At 64.0% G+C, this 19900-nt stretch carries 21 protein-coding genes; 17 read left to right on the top strand and 4 right to left on the bottom strand.

Annotated features, from left to right (window positions below):
- Positions 1 to 113: 113 nt before the first annotated feature.
- Complete coding sequence (gene hemB, locus H5P29_RS21160) at positions 114 to 1145, bottom strand: porphobilinogen synthase (protein ID WP_154385583.1); 1032 nt, start codon at positions 1143 to 1145, stop codon at positions 114 to 116.
- 143 nt (positions 1146 to 1288) lie between these two features.
- Here hemB and H5P29_RS21155 point away from each other — a divergent pair, with 143 nt between their 5' ends.
- The 4 genes from H5P29_RS21155 (at position 1289) to H5P29_RS21140 (ending at position 5146) form a co-directional block, all read left to right on the top strand.
- Entirely contained in the window at positions 1289 to 2326 is a 1038-nt protein-coding gene (locus H5P29_RS21155) for an enoyl-CoA hydratase/isomerase family protein (RefSeq protein WP_154385582.1), read from the top strand.
- 26 nt (positions 2327 to 2352) lie between these two features.
- Positions 2353 to 2745 (top strand): DUF6163 family protein, encoded by a 393-nt coding sequence (locus tag H5P29_RS21150; protein WP_154385617.1) that lies wholly within the window; start codon positions 2353 to 2355, stop codon positions 2743 to 2745.
- Between the two features lie 318 nt (positions 2746 to 3063).
- On the top strand, positions 3064 to 3579 hold the full coding sequence (gene ldtR, locus H5P29_RS21145; RefSeq protein ID WP_154385581.1) for a transcriptional regulator LdtR: 516 nt from the start codon (positions 3064 to 3066) through the stop codon (positions 3577 to 3579).
- A 313-nt stretch (positions 3580 to 3892) separates the two neighbouring features.
- The gene (locus tag H5P29_RS21140) at positions 3893 to 5146 is read left to right on the top strand and encodes a murein L,D-transpeptidase (RefSeq protein WP_067962998.1); all 1254 of its coding nucleotides are present in this window, start codon (positions 3893 to 3895) and stop codon (positions 5144 to 5146) included.
- Here H5P29_RS21140 and H5P29_RS21135 read toward each other — a convergent pair.
- Positions 5130 to 5729 carry a hypothetical protein gene (locus H5P29_RS21135; RefSeq protein ID WP_154385580.1) on the bottom strand — a complete coding sequence of 200 codons (600 nt, stop codon included), beginning with the start codon at positions 5727 to 5729 and terminating at the stop codon, positions 5130 to 5132. The genes H5P29_RS21140 and H5P29_RS21135 overlap by 17 nt on opposite strands.
- A gap of 238 nt (positions 5730 to 5967) precedes the next feature.
- On the opposite strand from H5P29_RS21135, the gene glyA reads away from it, so the two are divergent.
- The 11 genes from glyA (at position 5968) to H5P29_RS21080 (ending at position 15973) form a co-directional block, all read left to right on the top strand.
- A complete protein-coding gene (glyA, locus tag H5P29_RS21130) occupies positions 5968 to 7269 on the top strand; it encodes a serine hydroxymethyltransferase (RefSeq protein ID WP_067962994.1) in 1302 nt (433 codons plus the stop codon).
- Between the two features lie 126 nt (positions 7270 to 7395).
- Complete coding sequence (nrdR, locus tag H5P29_RS21125; RefSeq protein WP_067962991.1) at positions 7396 to 7860, top strand: transcriptional regulator NrdR; 465 nt, start codon at positions 7396 to 7398, stop codon at positions 7858 to 7860.
- 51 nt (positions 7861 to 7911) lie between these two features.
- A complete protein-coding gene (gene ribD, locus H5P29_RS21120; protein WP_246670791.1) occupies positions 7912 to 8988 on the top strand; it encodes a bifunctional diaminohydroxyphosphoribosylaminopyrimidine deaminase/5-amino-6-(5-phosphoribosylamino)uracil reductase RibD in 1077 nt (358 codons plus the stop codon).
- On the top strand, positions 8988 to 9605 hold the full coding sequence (locus H5P29_RS21115) for a riboflavin synthase (protein ID WP_067962983.1): 618 nt from the start codon (positions 8988 to 8990) through the stop codon (positions 9603 to 9605). Before ribD ends, H5P29_RS21115 begins: the two co-directional genes overlap by 1 nt.
- Positions 9606 to 9721: 116 nt before the next feature.
- A complete protein-coding gene (ribH, locus tag H5P29_RS21110) occupies positions 9722 to 10186 on the top strand; it encodes a 6,7-dimethyl-8-ribityllumazine synthase (protein ID WP_067962980.1) in 465 nt (154 codons plus the stop codon).
- An 89-nt stretch (positions 10187 to 10275) separates the two neighbouring features.
- Positions 10276 to 10683 (top strand): transcription antitermination factor NusB, encoded by a 408-nt coding sequence (nusB, locus tag H5P29_RS21105; protein WP_331461944.1) that lies wholly within the window; start codon positions 10276 to 10278, stop codon positions 10681 to 10683.
- Complete coding sequence (locus H5P29_RS21100; RefSeq protein ID WP_067962975.1) at positions 10680 to 11882, top strand: MFS transporter; 1203 nt, start codon at positions 10680 to 10682, stop codon at positions 11880 to 11882. The genes nusB and H5P29_RS21100 overlap by 4 nt, the downstream gene beginning before the upstream one ends.
- 173 nt (positions 11883 to 12055) lie before the next feature.
- Positions 12056 to 12964 (top strand): ABC transporter substrate-binding protein, encoded by a 909-nt coding sequence (locus H5P29_RS21095; RefSeq protein WP_154385577.1) that lies wholly within the window; start codon positions 12056 to 12058, stop codon positions 12962 to 12964.
- A gap of 116 nt (positions 12965 to 13080) precedes the next feature.
- A complete protein-coding gene (locus H5P29_RS21090) occupies positions 13081 to 14295 on the top strand; it encodes an ABC transporter permease (RefSeq protein WP_154385576.1) in 1215 nt (404 codons plus the stop codon).
- On the top strand, positions 14292 to 15230 hold the full coding sequence (locus H5P29_RS21085) for an ABC transporter ATP-binding protein (protein ID WP_154385575.1): 939 nt from the start codon (positions 14292 to 14294) through the stop codon (positions 15228 to 15230). Before H5P29_RS21090 ends, H5P29_RS21085 begins: the two co-directional genes overlap by 4 nt.
- Complete coding sequence (locus H5P29_RS21080) at positions 15227 to 15973, top strand: ABC transporter permease (RefSeq protein WP_154385574.1); 747 nt, start codon at positions 15227 to 15229, stop codon at positions 15971 to 15973. The genes H5P29_RS21085 and H5P29_RS21080 overlap by 4 nt, the downstream gene beginning before the upstream one ends.
- A 5-nt stretch (positions 15974 to 15978) precedes the next feature.
- Here H5P29_RS21080 and H5P29_RS32615 read toward each other — a convergent pair whose 3' ends face one another.
- A complete protein-coding gene (locus H5P29_RS32615) occupies positions 15979 to 16200 on the bottom strand; it encodes a hypothetical protein (RefSeq protein ID WP_246670790.1) in 222 nt (73 codons plus the stop codon).
- Between the two features lie 88 nt (positions 16201 to 16288).
- Between H5P29_RS32615 and H5P29_RS21070 the strand changes: the two genes are divergently transcribed.
- Together H5P29_RS21070 and H5P29_RS21065 are read left to right on the top strand one after the other, a co-directional pair.
- Positions 16289 to 16783 carry a DUF2165 family protein gene (locus H5P29_RS21070; RefSeq protein WP_154385572.1) on the top strand — a complete coding sequence of 165 codons (495 nt, stop codon included), beginning with the start codon at positions 16289 to 16291 and terminating at the stop codon, positions 16781 to 16783.
- Positions 16784 to 17061: 278 nt separating this feature from the next.
- On the top strand, positions 17062 to 19209 hold the full coding sequence (locus H5P29_RS21065; protein ID WP_067962958.1) for a sodium-translocating pyrophosphatase: 2148 nt from the start codon (positions 17062 to 17064) through the stop codon (positions 19207 to 19209).
- 159 nt (positions 19210 to 19368) lie between these two features.
- Here H5P29_RS21065 and H5P29_RS21060 read toward each other — a convergent pair whose 3' ends face one another.
- Positions 19369 to 19899: an outer membrane protein assembly factor BamE gene (locus H5P29_RS21060; protein WP_185910153.1), complete on the bottom strand. Its 531-nt coding sequence runs from the start codon at positions 19897 to 19899 to the stop codon at positions 19369 to 19371.
- Between the last annotated feature and the right edge of the window lies 1 nt (position 19900).

Raw genomic sequence — 19900 nt, 5'->3', positions numbered from 1 at the left:
TTCCTCTATCGGCGGACGAGATTGCCCGCGCCGGAAAACAAATGGGAATTGCCGCGCCGGATTCAAGAATCCCGGCGCGCGAGGGCAGAAATCCTGTCGGGGAAGCTCTCGCCTCAGCCCTTCAGCATCTCGGCCACTTCGGGCGCGAAATAGGTCAGGATGCCGTCGCAGCCGGCGCGCTTGAAGGCGAGCAGGCTTTCGAGCATCGCCTTTTCGCCGTCGATCCAGCCATTGGCGCTGGCTGCCTTGATCATCGAATATTCGCCCGACACCTGATAGGCGAAGGTCGGCACGCGGAACTCGTCCTTCAGCCGGCGGATGATGTCGAGATAAGGCAGGCCGGGCTTGACCATCAGCATGTCGGCGCCCTCGGCGAGGTCCTGCTCGGCCTCGCGCACCGCTTCGTCCGAATTGGCGTGGTCGATGTAGTAGGTCTTCTTGTCGCCCTTGAGCAGGCCCTGCGTGCCGATCGCCTCGCGATAGGGGCCATAGAAGGCAGACGCGAACTTGGTCGCATAGGACATGATCGCTACATCATGGAAACCGTTGTCGTCGAGCGCGTCGCGGATGGCGCCGATGCGGCCGTCCATCATGTCGGAAGGGGCGATGATGTCGGAGCCGGCCGCGGCCTGCAGCACGGCGGCGGCTGCCACCTGGGCGACAGTTTCGTCATTGACGATGATGCCGTCGCGCAGGATGCCGTCATGGCCGTGGCTGGTGAACGGGTCGAGCGCGACGTCGGTGATGATGCCGATCTCCGGCACCGCTGCCTTGATGGCGCGGGTGGCGCGGTTGATGATGTTGTCGGGCTCCAATATGTGCGCGCCGGTCTGGTCGCGCAGCTCCATCTCGACATTGGGGAAGGTGGCGAGTGCCGGAATGCCGAGCTTTGCCGCGCGCTCCGCTTCCTTGACGGCGAGATCGACCGACATGCGATAGACACCGGGCATGGCCGGGATCGTTTCCTTGCGATTCTCACCGTCGATGATGAAGATCGGCCAGATCAGGTCGTCGACCGTCAGGCGGTTTTCCTGGACGAGCCGGCGCGACCAGTCGGCCTTGCGCATGCGGCGCAGGCGGCGGCTGCCGGTGATCTCGTCGACGCTGCGGGCGCCCGCTGGCTTGGCTGGGGTAAACTTGTTCATCGGCATTCTCCGGCAATTGTGCAGTTTTTAGCATGCCGGTTTGCCCAAGACCAAGATGCAGGATGTGACCTGCGGCATTGACGCACCCATGCGCTGCCCATTAGCTCTGCACACTCAGCCTGATGTGAGGGATTCCAGTGGACATGGACTTTGGCGGCGACGACGAAATCCGCTTCGAGCACTCCGGAGCCGCCGGCATCGTCACCCTGACGCGGCCGCAGGCGCTGAACGCGCTGACCCACAAGATGGTCCTGGCGCTGTCGCGCGCGCTCACCGCCTGGCAAGTCGACCCCAGCGTGGCCATCGTCGTGGTCAAGGCCGAGGGCAGGGCATTTTGCGCCGGGGGGGACATTCTGCACGTCTATCACGCCGGTCTCGCCGGCAATCCGCCGGTCGACTTCTTCGCCGACGAATATCGGCTCAACACCCAGATCCAGAGCTATCCCAAGCCTTACATTTCCTTCATCGACGGCATCGTCATGGGCGGCGGGGTCGGCATCTCCTGTCACGGCTCGCACCGGGTGATGACCGAAAATGCGCAGTTCGCCATGCCCGAAGTCGGCATCGGCTTCTTCCCCGACGTCGGCGGCAGCCATCTTCTGCCCGACCTCGGCGGCCATTTCGGCATGTATCTGGCGCTGACCGGCAACAGGATCCGCTACGGCGACGCGCTGTGGTCGGGGCTGGCGACGCACACGATCTCGGCCGACGGCCAGATCGGGCTCTTGGAGCGGCTGTGCGAGACCGGCGACACGGAGGCGGTGCTGCGCAACTTCTTCCGGCCGGCCAAGCGCGAGACCGAGCGCGAGACGCTGGAAGCGATTGCCCGTCATTTCTCCGCGCCCACGCTGTCCGACGTCATCGCCAGCCTGGAGACGGATTCGAGCGAGTTCGCCAAAAAGACGCTCGCCACCATCCTGCAGCGTTCGCCCACCAGCCTGTCGGTCGCCTTCCGGCAGGTCAGGGCCGGCCTGACCATGTCGATGAAGGACTGCATGCGGATGGAGTTCCGCATCCTCAACCGCATGCTCGCCGGCCGCGACTTCTATGAAGGCATCCGCGCGGTGCTCATCGACAAGGGCTCGACGCCGCAATGGCATCCGGCCCGGCTCGAGGATGTCGACCCGCTCGACATCGACCGTTATTTCGAAACGCTCGGCGACCGGGAACTTGCCCTGTGACCGACAGTGCAAGCCGCCTGCGCGAGATGCATCCGTCGGCGATAGAAAGCGCCTTCGCCCTGTTCCTGCGTGTGGTGGCCGGCTACTGCCTGCTGTTCGGCATCCTCTACTGGGTGCGCCTGATCGGTCTCTATGACGGCCCGCTCTGGCGTTTCGACCTGATGCCGATCCACTGGCAGGTCGCGGCGGTGACGCTGTCGGTGTTTTTCCCCTTTGCCGCCATCGGCCTGTGGATGCTGTCATCCTGGGGGCCGGTCATCTGGTTCATCTGCGCTGCGACCGAAGTCGTGATGTATGCCGGTTTCCCCGAACTGTTCGGCAACAGGCCACTGATCGTCGTCTCCCACGTCGCGGTGGCATTGATCTACGCGGCCTTCCGCGTTGTCCTGCACCTGAAAAGGCGCCGCGCCGCGCATTAGGGCGTTTCCGCTTTCCTTCGGACCGCGGACGATCTCCGTCTTTTTTTGTTTCGCGCAACTCCGGGCAGAATGCCGCCTCACGGCTTTCCTGGAATTGCTCCGGCCAACGCTTTCAGTGCGTTGGCCGACACTCCGTAAAATACAAGGTTAATTATTCTTACTCGAAGTGGGTTTCGTTAACCCTCTTTCGAAACCTGTCCTCGGTAAGCCCTTGTTAAGCCTGACGTTTAAGTCGAATTTTATGGGTATTCGATAAGTTCGCGATCAAGGTGACATCAAACAAAAAAGTCACCAGGCGAAAACAGAGAGGCAAAGACAATGATCAATTCGCGTCAGGCGGCCAAGCCCGCCATGGTTTCCGAGGACCGTAACGAAGCGATCCGTTCGCTTTACATGGAATCCCTGCAGCTTGTTGAAAGACTTCATCGTCGTCTTCTTGACGTTATCAAGGATGAGTTCGATCGCAACGGCCGCAGCGACATCAATGCGATCCAGGCTCTGCTGCTCTTCAACATCGGCAATGCGGAACTGACCGCCGGCGAATTGCGCTCACGCGGCTACTATCTCGGCTCGAACGTCTCCTACAATCTCAAGAAGCTTGTCGAGCTCGGCTTCATCAATCACCAGCGCTCGCGCATCGACCGTCGCTCGGTCCGTGTCAGCCTGACGCCGAAGGGCCAGGACGTGGCCGAGGTCGTTGCCGGCCTCTATGACCGCCATGTCGGTTCGATCGAGCATGTCGGCGGTATCAACACCGACGAGTTCAAGCAGATGAACCGCGCCCTGCAGCGCCTCGACCGCTTCTGGAACGACACCATCGCTTACCGCATGTAAGCGTTTCCACCCAAAAGGAACGACCTCCAGTCGCAGGGCCGGTTGCAGAAATGCACCGGTCCTTCCTTTTTTAGCGCGCCGACATCCAATGGAAGGTGCGCCAGCCATGTTGCCGCCATATTCGAATGACTATCGGAAAAGCTGTGATGTGCCAGATCTGCCTGTTCGGCCGTCAGCAACCCGTGCGATGAAGTCGCGTTTCACGTGTCGGTGATGCCGGGTTATGGTTGGCTAATTGTTAAGTATGGCCGTCATATCGTCGTCGCGGGAGTTTTCCTGCCGGTTGTGTTGCGCGAATATGTCTGGAACGTCCATGAAAACTAGCCGCCGTTTCTTTCTCTCCGGTGCCGGCGCGATCGCCATGGCAGCCTTGTCGGGGGCAGCCAGTGCCCAGGACGTGATCGGCGAAGTTCTCGGCTCGTCGCGCCGCGGCAACTGGGACGACCAGTTCGATGCCCGCGTCAGCCAGGGCGCCAAGGTCGCCAGCACGCTGCCGGTGTTCACCGCGCAGACGGCAGCCTTTACCCAGCAGGCGATTGCCCAGTATCAGAACATCGTCGCCCAGGGCGGCTGGCCGGTCGTTCCGGCGACCAAGAAGCTCCGCCTCGGCGTCGAGGATCCCGATGTCCAGGTGTTGCGCAAGCGCCTGATGATTTCGGGCGACCTGTCGCCGCGCGCCGGCCTTTCCGATTCGTTCGACACCTATGTCGATGCCGCCCTCAAGCGCTTCCAGGCACGCCACGGCCTGCCTGACGATGGCGTCATGGGCCAGTACACCTATGCGGCGATGAACATCAGCGCCCAGATCCGCCTCGGCCAGCTCGAGACCAATCTCGGCCGCATCCAGGCCCAGGCTGGCACGCTCGGCCAGCGCTATGTCAACGTCAACATTCCGGCCGCCCAGGTCGAAGCGGTCGAGAACGACCGCGTCGTGCTGCGCCACACCGCAATCGTCGGCAAGGTCGACCGCCAGTCGCCGATCGTCAATTCGAAGATCAACGAGATCATCGTCAATCCATATTGGAATGCCCCGGTGTCGATCGTCCGCAAGGACATCATCCCGCTGATGCGCAAGAACCCGAACTATCTGACCGACAACAAGATCCGCCTGTTTGCGCCGGACGGCAGCGAGGTCGATCCGATGAATGTCGACTGGTCGACCGAAGAGGCTGCGAAGTACCGCTTCCGCCAGGATCCGGGCGCCAACAACGCCATGGCGTCGGTGAAGATCAACTTCCCGAGCCCGGATGGCGTCTACATGCACGATACGCCGCAGCAGAGCCTGTTCGGCAAGCTGATGCGCTTCGATTCCTCGGGCTGCGTCCGCGTCCAGAACGTGCGCGACCTCGTCACCTGGATCCTGCGCGACACGCCGGGCTGGAGCCGCTCGCATTTCGAGCAGGCCATCAAGTCGGGCGAAAACACCCCGGTCCCCGTCACCAACCCGGTGCCGGTCTATTTCACCTACGTCTCGGCATGGTCGACCGGCGATGGTGTCGTGCAGTTCCGCGACGACATCTATGGCCGCGACGGCGTCGACGAGCTGCAGATCACCTCGGCTCTCTGACCGGGCCGCAGCGACCTTTCGAAAGGCCGTCCCTCGGGGCGGCCTTTTTCGTATCGGTGCCGACATTGGCGAATGGATGCTGCTGCTCGTCCGCCGAGAAGAAGTGCACTTCCATCAGCACCGGCCCATCCGGACCCCGGAAGAACAACAGCTCGGCATTTGACGCTGTCCTGAACTCTTTGACAATTGCGGATGCGTCGTTGCGATCGAACTCCTGAAACTTGACGCCAAGAGAGTCCAGCAAGGTCCGGGCATCGGCAAGCGCAAGCCCGGGCTGGACGCGGCCCAGCTCCACCTTGATCCCGCGTGCGAGGCGGATGCGTGTCTTCTTGGGTGACGGTTCGCCTTCCGGCGTGTCCCAAAGTTCCACCCAGAACCTGGTCACGACAACCTGGTTGTCGCGTGCCTGAAGATTGATCTCGAAGTCAGCGTAACCAAGCTGGCACGAGAAGAAGCTTTCGTTCGCAAAGTCCCAGCGATCGGGTGTTCCGAGGAAGTACCCGATTTTCCCCAGCGTGCTGTCAGGCCAGAGCGGGCTTTGCTGCTCGCCGCGCAGCATCAATTCGAGCGACATCTTTTGCATGGCGGCATACTGCTTGGGGGGCCTTGCAGGTCACGCTCATCGCAAGGCGGTGCCGGCGTTATCCCGCGCTATCGCTCCGTGGACCCGCCCCTTTTTCGGTCGCAGTGGCCGTTTGGTCCAAATGCGACCACGAAATTTCGCACCGCACGTGGCGACGCTGGGGCAAGTATGTTAATGGCCGCCGAACTTCCCCGATGCCCCTCCGGACCAGTCCCCGGAACAGCAAGGATCAGAACCGATGGCCGCTTCGAAACACCTCGAAACCTTCTTTGGAACCCCGCTCGAGGAGGCTGATCCCGAGATCTTCGGCTCGATCCGCAACGAGCTCGGTCGCCAGCGCCACGAGATCGAGCTGATCGCCTCGGAAAACATTGTTTCCCGCGCCGTGCTCGAGGCCCAGGGCTCGATCATGACAAACAAATATGCCGAGGGTTATCCCGGCAAGCGCTATTATGGCGGCTGCCAGTTCGTCGACGTCGCCGAAGAGCTCGCCATCGAGCGCGCCAAGAAGCTGTTCGACTGCAAGTTCGCCAACGTCCAGCCGAACTCCGGCAGCCAGATGAACCAGGCGGTGTTCCTGGCGCTGCTGCAGCCGGGCGACACCTTCATGGGCCTCGACCTGAATTCGGGCGGTCACCTGACCCACGGCTCGCCGGTCAACATGTCCGGCAAGTGGTTCAAGGTCGTCTCCTATGGCGTGCGCAAGGACGACAACCTGCTCGACATGGACGAGGTCGCGCGCCTTGCCCGCGAGAACAAGCCGAAGCTGATCCTCGCCGGCGGCACCGCCTATTCCCGCATCTGGGACTGGAAGCGCTTCCGCGAGATCGCCGATGAAGTCGGCGCCTATCTGATGGTCGACATGGCCCACATCGCCGGTCTCGTCGCCGGCGGCGTGCATCCGTCGCCGCTGCCGCACGCCCATGTCGTCACCACCACCACGCACAAGTCGCTGCGCGGTCCGCGCGGCGGCATGATCCTGACCAATGACGAGGACATCGCCAAGAAGATGAACTCGGCCGTGTTCCCCGGCCTGCAGGGCGGCCCGCTGATGCATGTCATCGCCGCCAAGGCCGTTGCCTTCGGCGAAGCGCTGAAGCCCGAGTTCAAGACCTATGCCGCCAATGTCGTTGCCAACGCCAAGGCGCTGGCCGCAAGCCTCAAGGACACCGGCCTCGACATCGTTTCGGGCGGCACCGACAACCATCTGATGCTGGTCGACCTGCGCCCTAAGAACGCCACCGGCAAGCGCGCCGAGGCAGCTTTGGGCCGCGCCAACATCACCTGCAACAAGAACGGCATTCCCTTCGACCCGGAAAAGCCCTTCGTCACCTCGGGCGTGCGTCTCGGCACCCCGGCAGGCACCACGCGTGGCTTCGGCGAAGCCGAGTTCCGCGAGATCGGTCAGCTGATCACCGAAGTGCTGGACGGCCTCAAGGTCGCCAATTCGGACGAGGGCAACGCTGCCGTCGAAGCGGCGGTCAAGCAGAAGGTCGTCAGCCTGACCGAGCGCTTCCCGCTCTATCCCTATCTCGGCTGATCCGGGGCCATAAGGGCCTTCCACATTTCGAAGCCCCGTGCCGGTCATCCCGGCATGGGGCTTCTGCTTTTCCGGAGGATGCATTAAGCCTTTTCCGGTCGGGGATTCGAATGACAAGGCTGAACGATGCGCTGCCCATATTGCCAGTCTGAAGACACGCAGGTGAAGGACTCGCGTCCGGCCGAGGATGGTGCCGCGATCCGTCGCCGGCGCATCTGCCCGGTCTGCGGCGGCCGCTTCACCACCTTCGAGCGGGTCCAGCTGCGCGACCTCGTCGTGCTCAAGAAGACCGGCCGCAAGGTGCCGTTCGACCGCGACAAGCTGGCTCGCTCGGTCGAGATCGCAGTGCGCAAGCGCAATGTCGATCCCGAGCGCATCGAGCGCGCCGTGACCGGCATCGTCCGCCAGCTCGAAAGCTCCGGCGAAACCGAGATTCCGTCGGGCGAGATTGGTCGCCTGGTGATGGAGGCGCTGAAGACGCTCGACGACGTCGCCTATGTCAGGTTTGCATCCGTCTACCGCAATTTCCGCGAGGCCAAGGACTTCCATGAGGTGCTGGGCGAACTGAAGGGCGACGAGGAAGCCAGCTGAACGATGGTCGATATCAGTGCATCCGGGCAAGACAGGACAGACCGCCGTTTCATGGCAGCCGCAATCAGGCTGTCGCGCAAGCATCTCGGACTGACATCGACAAATCCGGCGGTCGGCACGCTCATCGTCCGTGATGACGGCAATGGACCCGTCATCGTCGGCCGCGGCGTCACCGCCATTGGCGGGCGGCCGCATGCGGAAGCCGAAGCACTCGCCGAGGCGGGTCAGCTGGCGCGCGGCGCCACCGCCTATGTCACGCTCGAGCCCTGTGCCCATCACGGTCGCACCCCGCCTTGCGCCAACGCGCTTGTCAACGCGGGCATTACCCGTGTCGTCGGCGCCGCCAGCGATCCCGACCCGCGTGTTTCCGGCAAGGGCTACGCGATCCTTCGCTCAGCCGGCATCGAGGTCAAAGAGGGCGTTCTGGCCCGCGAGGCCGCCGACCAGCTCGCCGGTTACATGAATCGTTCGATGAGAAAGCGCCCGGAAGTGATTCTGAAGCTTGCGCTTTCCGCCGATGGCATGATCGGCCGCCGCGGCGAGGGGCAGATCGGCATAACAGGCGAGATCGCCCGCCGCCAGGTCCATGTCATGCGCGCCGAATGCGAAGCCATCCTGATCGGCATCGGCACCGCCATCGCAGACGACCCCGAGCTCACCGTGCGCCTGCCCGGGCTGCGCAGCCGTTCGCCGGCCCGCATCGTGCTCGACCGGCTCATCCGGCTGCCCGCGACTTCGAAACTGGCGCGCTCGGCCTCCGACGTTCCGGTCATCGTCGCCGCCTGTTCCGAGAGCCACGCCGCCAACAGGGCGGAGCTGGAACGCGCCGGGGTGAAGTTCCTGGCCACCGAGACCTATGATGGCCGCGTCGCCCTTCCGGAGCTGCTCGAGGATCTCGGCAACCAGGGCATATCGCGCATCATCGTCGAAGGCGGCGCCGACACCGCGCGCGCCTTCCTCGACGAGGGGCTGGTCGACCGTATCGCACTGTTCTACGGCCCCGAGGCCATCGGCGCCGACGGTATTGCGGCCCCCATTGGCCGCGACCATATACCGGCAGAGTTCACGCTCGTGCGCGAGGCGCGCTACGGCGAGGACAGCTTCGCCGAATGGATAAGGGAAATCTGATGTTTACCGGGATCGTCACCGACGTGGCCACAGTCGCGTCCGCAGCCCAGCTCGACCAGGGCGTGCGCCTGCGTATCGACACCGCCTATGATCCGAAGACCATCGACATCGGCGCCTCGATTGCCTGCTCCGGCGTCTGCCTGACCGTGGTCGCGCTGCCCGAGGCAACCTCAAACGCCCGCTGGTTCGAGGTCGAGGCCTGGGAAGAGGCGCTGCGACTGACCACGGCGAGCGACTGGAAGGCCGGCAGCAGGATCAATCTCGAGCGGGCGCTGAAGATCGGCGACGAGCTCGGCGGCCACATCGTGTCGGGCCATGTCGACGGCATGGCCGAGATCATAGCCCGCGAGGACGAGGGCGAAGCGGTGCGCTTCCGCCTCGAGGCGCCGCGCGAGCTGGCCAGGTTCATCGCGCCCAAGGGCTCGGTTGCGCTCGACGGGACGTCGCTGACCGTCAACAAGGTCGAGGCCACCCGCTTCGACGTGCTGCTGATCCATCATTCGTTGCAGGTGACGACCTGGGGCGAGCGCAAGGTCGGCGACCGGGTCAATCTCGAGATCGACACCATGGCGCGTTATGCCGCGCGCCTGGCCGAGGCGGCAAGGGAAGGGCTCTGACGCCGGACACTGGCGCGCCGCTCGCTGGACAGCGGTTTCCTGCCACAGGCCTTAACACTTCGCTTGCGAACTCATCCGGTTCGGCCTAAGTCAGCCGCTCCTGCCGGAGATTTTACATGGCCAACGACAAGAAACTGAAGCTCCTCATCGTCGAGGCGCGCTTCTACGACGACCTTTCGGACGCGCTGCTGGACGGCGCCAAGGCCGCACTCGATGCCGCCGGCGCAGGCTATGACGTGATCACGGTTCCCGGCGCGCTTGAAATCCCGGCCGTGATCTCGTTCGCGCTCGATGCGGCCGACGACGAAGGCACCCATTATGACGGTTATGTCGCCCTCGGCACCGTCATCCGCGGCGAGACCTATCATTTCGACATCGTCGCCAACGAATCCTGCCGCGCCATCATGGATCTGTCGGTCGGCGAGTCGATTGCCATCGGCAACGGCATTCTGACGGTCGAAAACGACGACCAGGCCTGGGCGCGTGCCCGCCGCACCGAAGGCGACAAGGGTGGCTTTGCCGCGCGCGCGGCCCTGACTATGATCGCCGTGCGCGAAAAACTCGGAGCAGCCCGCTCGTGACGTCTTCCGAAGATAACGGCCAGCCGCCAGTCCGCCACGCCAACAAGCGCGGCGCTGCCCGTCTGGCCGCCGTCCAGGCGCTCTACCAGATGGACGTGGCCGGCAGCGGCCTGCTCGAAATTACCGCCGAATACGAGGCGTTCCGCCTCGGCAAGGAAGTCGACGGCGCGCTCTACCGCGAGGCCGACGCCCAGTGGTTCCGCGCCATCCTTGCCGGCGTCGTCGAAAATCAGAAGGTCGTCGATCCTGTCATCCGCCAGTCGCTGACCGAGGACTGGCCGCTGTCGCGTCTCGACTCGACACTACGCGCCATCCTGCGCGCCGGCGTCTATGAATTGATGAAGCGCCAGGACGTGCCGGTGGCGGTGATCGTGTCGGAATATGTCGACATCGCCAAGGCATTCTACATCGAAGACGAGCCCAAGCTCGTCAACGCCGTACTGGATCGTGTCTCGCGCAAGCTGCGCGGCGAAGGCAAGGGCAAGGACGCATTATGACCGGTGGCGAACGCGAAGCGCGGCGAACTGCCTATATTCTCGCCGCATCGCAAGCCATCATCGGTTCCGCCGCCCCGATCTCCTTCGCCATCGGCGGTCTCGCCGGCTACTATCTGCTCGACGCCGACAAGTCGCTGGCGACCCTTCCCATCACCGGCTTCAGCCTGGGTCTGGCGATCGGCGCCTTGCCAGCGGCGGCCATCATCCGCAGGATCGGCCAGCGCAGCGGCTTCATGTTCGGCACCGCCGTCACCGCCATCGGCGGCGCGGTCGCCACGCTCGCGCTGTTCCGTGCCGAGTTCTGGCTCTTCGTCTTCGGCCTCGTGCTGCTTGGCGCCGGCGGTGCCTTCGTCCAGCAATTCCGCTTCGCCGCCGCCGACAATGCGCCGCCCCAGTTCAAGGCCAATGCGATCTCCTTCGTGCTCGCTGGCGGCATCATCACCGCCATTATCGGGCCGCAGATCGTCATCTTCACGCGCGAGCTGTTCGCGCCTGTGATGTTTGCCGGCTCCTTCGCCTCGATCATCGGCCTGGCCGCCGTCGGCGCCATCATCCTGTCCTTCCTCAGGGTCAAGGAACCGGTTCACGATCACCAGGCGGCTTCGGAGGCCGGCGCGCGGCCGCTGAAGGAGATCGTCACCGAACCACGTTTCGCCGCTGCACTCACCTGCGCCGTCGGCAGCTACACGCTGATGAGCTTCGTCATGACCGGCGCGCCCTTGGCCATGGTCGGCTGCGGTTTCTCGCCTGACGAGGCGACGCTGGGCATTTCCTGGCACGTCATGGCGATGTTCGGTCCCAGCTTCTTCACCGGCCGCGTCATCCAGCGTTTTGGCGCCGAGCGTGTCGTTGCCTTTGGCCTTCTGCTGCTGATCGCCTGCGCCATCGTCGCCCTGTCGGGCATCGCACTGTGGCAGTTCTGGACGGCTCTGATCCTGCTCGGTCTCGGCTGGAATTTCGGTTTCATCGGTGCAACGGCCATCGTCTCGACGGCCTATCGCCCGTCCGAGAAGAGCAAGGTCCAGGGTTTCCACGACTTCGTCCTGTTCGGCGCCGTTGCCTTCGCCTCGCTGATGTCGGGCGCGGTCTACAACGCCTATGGCTGGGACACGCTCAACTGGATCGTCTTCCCGGTCAGCGCCATCTGTCTCGCGGCGCTGGCCACGCTGTCCCTGGCGCAGCGCCGGCAGCCCACCTGACAGGCTGCTCCTGACAAGACGTTGTCGGGAGGAGGTCCTCCCGATTTTCTTTGATATTCAGAAAAATATTGCGCTGCCCCTGCGCATTGTGAAACCGTATGCCCCGACGGACGCTGGGTCGCCATGCTCATATGCGGCCACCGGAATCCTGAAGTGAGAAGGGGCTTTTCATTATGTACAAGAAATCCATCGCGGCTGCGGCGATCGCGCTCGGCCTCGCCACGGGTGCCGCGAGCGCCCAGGTGGTGGTGTCTTCCAAGATCGACACCGAAGGCGGCGTGCTCGGCAACATCATCAAGGCAGTGCTCGACGCCAACAACATCGCCACCACCGACCGCATCCAGCTCGGGGCGACGCCCGTCGTGCGCAAGGCGATCACCGCAGGCGAGATCGACATCTATCCCGAATACACCGGCAATGCGGGCTTCTTCTTCGAAAAGGCCGACGATCCGCTGTGGAAGGATGCCGCCAAGGGTTTCGAGACCGCCAAGAAGCTCGACTATGACGCCAACAAAATCGTCTGGCTGTCGCCGTCGCCCGCCAACAACACCTGGGCGATCGCCCTGCGCAAGGACGTGGCCGAGGCCAACAAGCTCGCCACGCTCAGCGACTTCGGCAAATATGTCGCCGGCGGCGGCACCGTCGTGCTGGCCGCGTCGTCCGAATTCGTCAACTCGGCCGCAGCCCTTCCGGCCTTCCAGACCACCTATGGCTTCACCCTCAAGCCCGAACAGCTGATCACGCTCTCCGGCGGTGATACTGCTGCCACGATCGGTGCGGCCGCCAACCAGACCAACGGCGCCAATGCTGCCATGGTCTATGGCACCGACGGCGGCATCGCGCCGTCCGGCCTCGTCGTGCTCGACGACGACAAGGGGGTGCAGCCGGTCTACCAGCCGGCGCCGATCATCCGAGAGGCCGTGCTGAAGGAGCATCCGGAGATCGAAACGCTGCTCAAGCCGGTGTTCGAGAAGCTCGATCTGGTCACGCTGCAGGAGCTCAACGGCCGCGTCCAGGTCGGCGGTGAGCCAGCCAAGGCCGTCGCCGAAGATTTCCTGAAGAAGAACGGCTTTCTGAAGTAAGCTCTTCCGGCGCGTGCTCGCTTACGGCGCCGAGCGTCCTTTTCGGACGCACGGCACTGCAAGACAGGAACACCGTGAATGATCCCGTGCGACAATCGCCATCGATTGTCGGGGTCATGCATCGGGGTGCGCGCCAGGGGAACCGGGGACGCATCGCAGTCGTGAGCATCAGGTTCGACAAACTTGGCGTGGTGATCGCCCTGATCGCCTGTTATGGCGCCTTCTCGGCGCCATTTGCCATTTTCCGCGCCAACCGCATCGTCGCTGGCGAGCCGCGTTCGATCATCGAGGCCCTGCCGCAGCCGCTCGGCGCGGTTCTGCTTGCCGTTCTGGTTGCCGCCGGCCTCATTGCCCTGTTCAGGACGCCCCTGGTGGCACGGCTCGGCGCCGCCGCTGTGACGCTTGCGTCGCTCGCATTGCTCATAGGCGTCGCCGGCAGCCACCTGACCCCTGAAGGCAACACCTTTGCCCGGATATCGCCGGCCTCCGGCTTCTGGCTGCTGATCTTTGCCTTCACGCTTCTGCTCGCCGATGTCCTGACCCGGCTGCAACTGTCGCCGGTCGGGCGCGTTGTCGTGCTCGGCATCGGCGCCGCGGCAATCTGGCTTCTGCTCGCCTCGGGCCAATGGGACAGTCTGTCGATCCTCAAGGAATACGCCAATCGCGCTGACAGTTTCTGGAACGAGGCGCGGCGTCATGTCGAACTGGCCCTCGGCTCGCTTTTTGCCGCCACCCTTGTCGGCCTGCCGCTCGGCATCCTGTGTCACCGTGTCCAGGCGCTGCGGGACGGCGTGCTCAACGTGCTCAACATCATACAGACCATTCCGTCGATTGCGCTGTTCGGCATCCTGATCGCGCCGCTCGGCTGGGTCGCCGCCAATGTTCCCGGCGCCTCAGTGCTCGGCATTCGCGGCATAGGTGCCGCACCGGCCTTCGTCGCGCTGTTTCTCTATTCGCTGCTGCCGGTGGTCGCCAACACCGTCGTCGGTCTTGCCGGCGTGCCGCGTGCAGCCAATGACGCGGCGCGCGGCGTGGGCATGACGGGCTGGCAGCGGCTGAGCGGCGTCGAGTTCCCGCTCGCCTTTCCCGTCATCCTGACCGGCATCCGAATCGTGTTGGTCCAGAACATCGGCCTTGCCACCATCGCCGCGCTGATCGGCGGCGGCGGTTTCGGGGTCTTCGTTTTCCAGGGCGTCGGCCAGACGGCGATGGATCTCGTCCTGCTCGGCGCCGTGCCGACGGTGGCGCTGGCCTTTGCCGCCGCCATCATTCTTGACGCAGTGGTCGAAACAGTCGCGACCCGCAAATCCACCGAAGTGGCTGCCGCATGATCGAAATCGACCACATCACCAAGCGCTACGGTGAGACCACTGTCGTCGACGACGTTTCGATGGTCATCGAGCCGCGCACGGTCACCGTGATCGTCGGCACCTCCGGTTCGGGCAAGACGACGCTGTTGCGCATGATCAACCGTCTGGTCGAGCCGAGCTCCGGCACGATCAGGCTCGACGGCATCGACAACCGCTCGGTGCCGGGCCATGAGCTTCGCCGCTCCATCGGCTACGCCATCCAGGGCAATGGTCTGTTTCCGCACCGCACCGTGGCGCAGAACATCGCCACCGTTCCCGCGCTGCTCGGCTGGGACGCCGCGCGCATCAAGGCGCGGGTCGACGAGTTGCTGGCCTTGCTGCAGCTCGATCCCGCAGCCTTTGGCCCGCGTTATCCGCATGAGTTGTCGGGTGGCCAGCAGCAGCGTGTCGGCGTCGCCCGCGCGCTCGCCGCCGAGCCCAACGTGCTTCTGATGGACGAACCTTTCGGCGCGCTCGACCCGATCATCCGCACCAAGGCGCAGGAAGACCTGCTCGCGATCCAGAAGCGCTTCGGCACCACCATCATCCTCGTCACCCACGACATGGAGGAGGCGGTTCACCTCGGCGACCGCATCGCCGTCATGGATGCCGGCAAGCTCGTCCAGTATGCGACACCGGCCGATATCCTGGCCAATCCCGCCAGCGATTTCGTCGAGACGCTGATTGGCGCCTCCGACCGTCCGTTCAAGCTTCTGTCGCTCGGCACCGTCGGTGATGCCGTCGAGCCGGGACCGGCGGCAGGCGAGGGCATCCGTGCCGGGGCAAGCCAGCGCGACGCGCTCGCCGAGCTGTTGTGGTCGGGACGCCCCGCCATGCCGGTGACGGGCGAAAATGGTGCTGCCCTTGGCCGCGTGACGGTCGAAGGCCTTGTGAAACGTGCCGCGAGGCCGCAATGAGGGCCTGGCTTCCGCTGCTGCTGCGCCTGTGCCTGCTGGCGCTGCTGGTGGCGTTCCTGAGCAATCCGCTGTGGTTCGAGCCGCTGCTCAGGCCGCTGACCCAGAATGGCGCGCCGGCGGTCTACAACCAGGGCAGCCTGCTGTCTCTGGCGCTGCTGCACCTGCGCACCGTCGCCATCGCCACCGCTGCGGCGATCGTCGTTGCGGTTGCACTCGCCATCCTTGTCACCCGGCCAATCGGCGCCGAATTCCTGCCCCTGTCGCGCAGCCTGGTGAATATCGGCCAGACATTTCCGCCGGTCGCGGTGCTGGCGCTTGCCGTTCCCGCCGTCGGCTTCGGCGAGAAGCCGACGCTGATTGCGCTGTTCCTCTACGGCCTGCTGCCGATCTTCGAAAACACGCTGACCGGCCTCACCACCACGCCGCCCAGCATCGTCGAGGCGGCCCGCGGCGCCGGCATGACCGGCTGGCAGCGCCTCACCAAGGTCGAGCTGCCGCTTTGCCTGCCGGTCATGCTCGCCGGCATCCGGCTGTCGGTCGTCATCAGTCTCGCCACTGCCACCATCGGCTCGACCGTTGCCGCAAAGACCCTCGGCGAGGTCATCATCGCCGGGCTGCAATCCAACAATCTGGCCTTCGTCCTGCAGGGCGGGCTGATCGTCGCGGCCCTTGCCGTTCTGATCTATGACGCGCTGTCGGCGCTGGAGCGCATGGCGGCGCGGCGCATGGGGCAGGTGGCCTGAGCGGCCTACCGGCCACGCGCCGGATAGTCGAGCGTGATCTCGAGCCGGTTGCCCGCTGCACCAACGATCCAGCGGCGGCGCAGCACGGCAAAGTCGTGACTGGCGCCGTTTGCCGACACCGTCACCACGTCGCCCGTCTGGCACTGTGGCGAAAGCGCAAGCGTGCCGAGCACACCCTCCAACCCCGCCTTGCTGGCATGGATCCGCGCCGAGCCGGTCAACGTCACGTCGATCGTCTCGGCAGTTGCGCCGCCGCCGAGACTCGGTGATTGATCTGGCTGATGCCCCGGTCTGCCATTTGAAGGAGTTTTTGCCATGGTTTGGCGTCTCTCTAAGATCGTGATGTGTCTTTGTCTTGCAGCTTTCGCCTTTCTGGTGGCGTTCGGCAATATCACCGACTACGGCTCCAACTTCGCCTTCGTCCAGCACGTCCTGAGCATGGACACCACTTTCCCGGGCAACGCGCTGATGTATCGCTCGATCACCAGTCCGACATTGTGGACCGTCGGCTACTGGTTGATCATCTTCGGCGAGGCGCTGACCTGCGTGCTGTTCCTGATCGCCGCGCTGCAACTCTGGCAGGCACGCAAAGGTTCGGGCCGGCAGTTCGATGACGCCAAGGGCTTCGTCGTCATCGGCGCCACCATGGGGTTCCTGGTCTGGTTCCTGGGCTTCATGGTCATTGGCGGCGAATGGTTCGCCATGTGGCAGTCGAGCACATGGAACGGCCAGGACGCCGCCTTCAAATTCTACATGACCATGCTGGCGGTGCTGATCTTCGTCAATCAGCCGGATCGTGATCTGGCCTGATGCTCCGAAAATCGGAATCGATGTTCGGAAAGCATGATGCGCAGAGTTGATGAGTTGGCGCGTTGTTTGTGCGTCTATCCGGACGCACGGCGCTCCAAAGCTCTGTTGTCGGCAATAACGGGGCGGCGAAAGCCGAGAAACACCTTTTCGATATCTTGACGTGCGCTGCCCTGTTTCGGATTGTTCGCCAGGGGCCGGAAACCAATGAGAGGCTGCCGGTCTCGTTCACTAGCCCGGGGAGGGGAATTCCGGGCACAATCAGGGAAGAGAAATTGGCAATGACAATGCTTTACGTCGTCATCGCCTGCGGCCTGCTATCTGTCCTGTACGCCATCTGGGCGACTCAGTCGGTGCTTGCATCCGACCAGGGCAATGCGCGCATGCAGGAAATCTCCGCCGCCATCCGAGAAGGTGCGCAGGCATATCTGGCGCGCCAATACACCACCATCGCCATCGTCGGCGTCGTCGTGTTCCTGCTCGCATGGTGGCTGCTTTCCGCGACCGCGGCGATCGGCTTTTTGATTGGTGCAGTGCTTTCAGGTGCTGCCGGCTTCATCGGCATGCATGTTTCGGTCCGGGCCAATGTGCGCACTGCGCAGGCCGCCTCCAACAGCCTCGCCGCCGGCCTCGACATCGCCTTCAAGTCGGGTGCGATCACCGGCATGCTGGTGGCCGGCCTCGCTCTGCTTGGCGTCTCCGTCTACTATCTCGTTCTGACCGGCCCGATGGGCCATGCGCCTGCCGACCGCGTCGTCATCGATTCGCTGGTGGCGCTCGGTTTCGGCGCTTCCCTGATCTCGATCTTTGCCCGTCTCGGCGGCGGCATCTTCACCAAGGGTGCCGATGTCGGCGGCGATCTCGTCGGCAAGGTGGAAGCCGGCATCCCCGAGGATGATCCGCGCAACCCCGCAACCATCGCCGACAATGTCGGCGACAATGTCGGCGACTGCGCCGGCATGGCCGCCGATCTGTTCGAAACCTATGCCGTGACCGTCGTCGCCACCATGGTGCTCGGCGCCATCTTCTTCGGCGGAACCGAGGTTCTCTCCAACGTGATGCTCTACCCGCTCGCCATCTGCGGCGCCTGCATCATCACCTCGATCGTCGGCACGTTCTTCGTCAAGCTCGGCTCCAACGGCTCGATCATGGGCGCGCTCTACAAGGGGCTGATCGTCACCGGCCTTCTCTCGATCGTCGGCCTGGGGGCGGCGACCTCGCTGACTGTCGGCTGGGGTGAAATCGGCACCGGGGGTGGTGTCGTGATCACGGGTCAGAACCTGTTCATCTGCGGCCTGATCGGCCTGGTGGTAACAGGGCTGATCGTCGTCATCACCGAATACTACACCGGTACCAACAAGCGCCCGGTCAATTCGATCGCCCAGGCGTCGGTCACCGGTCACGGCACCAACGTGATCCAGGGCCTGGCCGTATCGCTCGAATCGACGGCGCTGCCGGCCATCGTCATCGTCGGCGGCATCATCGCCACCTTTCAGCTTGCCGGCCTGTTCGGCACGGCCATTGCCGTCACCACCATGCTCGGCCTTGCCGGCATGATCGTGGCGCTCGATGCCTTCGGCCCGGTCACCGACAATGCCGGCGGCATTGCCGAAATGGCCGGCCTGCCCAAGGAAGTGCGTCATTCGACCGACGCGCTTGATGCGGTCGGCAACACCACCAAGGCCGTCACCAAGGGCTACGCCATCGGCTCGGCCGGTCTCGGCGCTCTGGTGCTGTTTGCCGCCTACAGCTACGACCTGCAGTACTTTGCCGCCAACAGCGCGCAGTTCCCGTATTTCGCCGACATCGGCACGGTGTCGTTCGATCTGTCCAACCCCTACGTCGTCGCCGGCCTGATCTTCGGCGGCCTCATTCCTTATCTGTTCGGCGGCATCGCAATGACCGCCGTCGGCCGTGCCGCAGGCTCGATCGTCGAGGAGGTGCGCAAGCAGTTCCGCGAGGATCCGGGCATCATGAAGGGCACCTCGAAGCCCAATTACGCCCGCGCCGTCGACCTTCTGACCAAGGCGGCGATCAAGGAAATGATCATTCCGTCGCTGCTGCCGGTGCTGGCGCCGCTCGTCGTCTATTTCGGCGTGCTGCTGATCTCGGGCTCCAAGGCCTCGGCCTTTGCCGCCCTCGGTGCCTCGCTGCTCGGCGTCATCGTCAACGGCCTGTTCGTTGCGATTTCGATGACTTCAGGCGGCGGTGCCTGGGACAACGCCAAAAAGTCGTTCGAGGACGGCTTCACCGACAAGGACGGCGTCAAGCACCTGAAGGGCTCCGAGGCCCACAAGGCCTCTGTGACAGGCGATACCGTCGGCGATCCCTACAAGGACACTGCCGGCCCGGCAGTGAACCCGGCGATCAAGATCACCAACATCGTCGCCCTTCTGCTGCTTGCCGTGCTCGCGCACAGCGGCGGCTGATCCTTTCGAACTGCTTGCCTCTCTGAGGCAGAACCATTGATCCCGTCCGCAGCCTCTGCGGGCGGGGTTTTTCGTAGGCCTTGTCCAGCCCAAAGAAAAACCCGCGGAATTGCTTCCGCGGGTCCTGTTGCCTGAGATTTCTGAACCTCAGTGGGCGGATCAGTTGCCGAAGATGCTGCTGGCAGCACTCGACCCCATCTTGCCCGCGCCCGAAAGCAGCTGGCCGAGGAAGTTCTGGTCCTTGCCGCCGGTCGGCGTCGTGCGCGAGATGAAGTCGAACACCTTGCCTTCCTGCAGGCCGTAATTGGCGATGTTCGAGACGCGGCCGTCGGCGCCGAAATAGACGGCCAGCACGCGCTGTTCGATCAGCTTCGGCTTGGCGAAGGCGACGGCGCGCCGGCGCGTCTGGGAGATGTAGTAGAACACCTCATTGTCGAAGGTCGCCGTCGTCGACGGCGTGCCGAGAGCGAGCAGCACCTGCTCGCGGCTCGAGCCCACCGGCACGGAGTCGATCGACTGCTGGTCGATGACATAGCCCTGGGTCAGCGTCTCGCTGGGGGTCAGGTCACCGAACGTCTTCGAGGTGTTGCATGCCGACAGCGCGGCAGCGGCCACGATCAGCGACACGGCGCCAGCCGGACGCAACGAAAATGGCATCTTGAATTTCAGCGAGTGCAACAACAACTCCATC

The sequence above is a fragment of the Aminobacter sp. MDW-2 genome, assembly GCF_014250155.1.
GTDB classification, from domain to species: Bacteria; Pseudomonadota; Alphaproteobacteria; order Rhizobiales; family Rhizobiaceae; genus Aminobacter; species Aminobacter ciceronei.
Note: the sequence above shows the minus strand (reverse complement) of the source record. Positions and strands in the feature narration are given on the sequence as shown.

Bases quoted from the DNA above. Each gene is read 5' to 3' on its own strand.
- H5P29_RS21080 (WP_154385574.1), top strand. From the start codon at position 15,227: ATGAGGGCCTGGCTTCCGCTGCTGCTGCGCCTGTGCCTGCTGGCGCTG.
- H5P29_RS21095 (WP_154385577.1), top strand. From the start codon at position 12,056: ATGTACAAGAAATCCATCGCGGCTGCGGCGATCGCGCTCGGCCTCGCC.
- nrdR (WP_067962991.1), top strand. From the start codon at position 7,396: ATGCGCTGCCCATATTGCCAGTCTGAAGACACGCAGGTGAAGGACTCG.
- H5P29_RS21090 (WP_154385576.1), top strand. From the start codon at position 13,081: ATGCATCGGGGTGCGCGCCAGGGGAACCGGGGACGCATCGCAGTCGTG.
- H5P29_RS21155 (WP_154385582.1), top strand. From the start codon at position 1,289: ATGGACTTTGGCGGCGACGACGAAATCCGCTTCGAGCACTCCGGAGCC.
- nusB (WP_331461944.1), top strand. From the start codon at position 10,276: ATGGACGTGGCCGGCAGCGGCCTGCTCGAAATTACCGCCGAATACGAG.
- glyA (WP_067962994.1), top strand. From the start codon at position 5,968: ATGGCCGCTTCGAAACACCTCGAAACCTTCTTTGGAACCCCGCTCGAG.
- H5P29_RS21135 (WP_154385580.1), bottom strand. From the start codon at position 5,729: ATGCAAAAGATGTCGCTCGAATTGATGCTGCGCGGCGAGCAGCAAAGC.
- H5P29_RS21065 (WP_067962958.1), top strand. From the start codon at position 17,062: ATGACAATGCTTTACGTCGTCATCGCCTGCGGCCTGCTATCTGTCCTG.
- H5P29_RS21150 (WP_154385617.1), top strand. From the start codon at position 2,353: ATGCATCCGTCGGCGATAGAAAGCGCCTTCGCCCTGTTCCTGCGTGTG.
- ribH (WP_067962980.1), top strand. From the start codon at position 9,722: ATGGCCAACGACAAGAAACTGAAGCTCCTCATCGTCGAGGCGCGCTTC.
- H5P29_RS21085 (WP_154385575.1), top strand. From the start codon at position 14,292: ATGATCGAAATCGACCACATCACCAAGCGCTACGGTGAGACCACTGTC.
- H5P29_RS21100 (WP_067962975.1), top strand. From the start codon at position 10,680: ATGACCGGTGGCGAACGCGAAGCGCGGCGAACTGCCTATATTCTCGCC.
- H5P29_RS21060 (WP_185910153.1), bottom strand. From the start codon at position 19,899: ATGGAGTTGTTGTTGCACTCGCTGAAATTCAAGATGCCATTTTCGTTG.
- hemB (WP_154385583.1), bottom strand. From the start codon at position 1,145: ATGAACAAGTTTACCCCAGCCAAGCCAGCGGGCGCCCGCAGCGTCGAC.
- ribD (WP_246670791.1), top strand. From the start codon at position 7,912: ATGGCAGCCGCAATCAGGCTGTCGCGCAAGCATCTCGGACTGACATCG.
- ldtR (WP_154385581.1), top strand. From the start codon at position 3,064: ATGATCAATTCGCGTCAGGCGGCCAAGCCCGCCATGGTTTCCGAGGAC.
- H5P29_RS21115 (WP_067962983.1), top strand. From the start codon at position 8,988: ATGTTTACCGGGATCGTCACCGACGTGGCCACAGTCGCGTCCGCAGCC.
- H5P29_RS21070 (WP_154385572.1), top strand. From the start codon at position 16,289: ATGGTTTGGCGTCTCTCTAAGATCGTGATGTGTCTTTGTCTTGCAGCT.
- H5P29_RS21140 (WP_067962998.1), top strand. From the start codon at position 3,893: ATGAAAACTAGCCGCCGTTTCTTTCTCTCCGGTGCCGGCGCGATCGCC.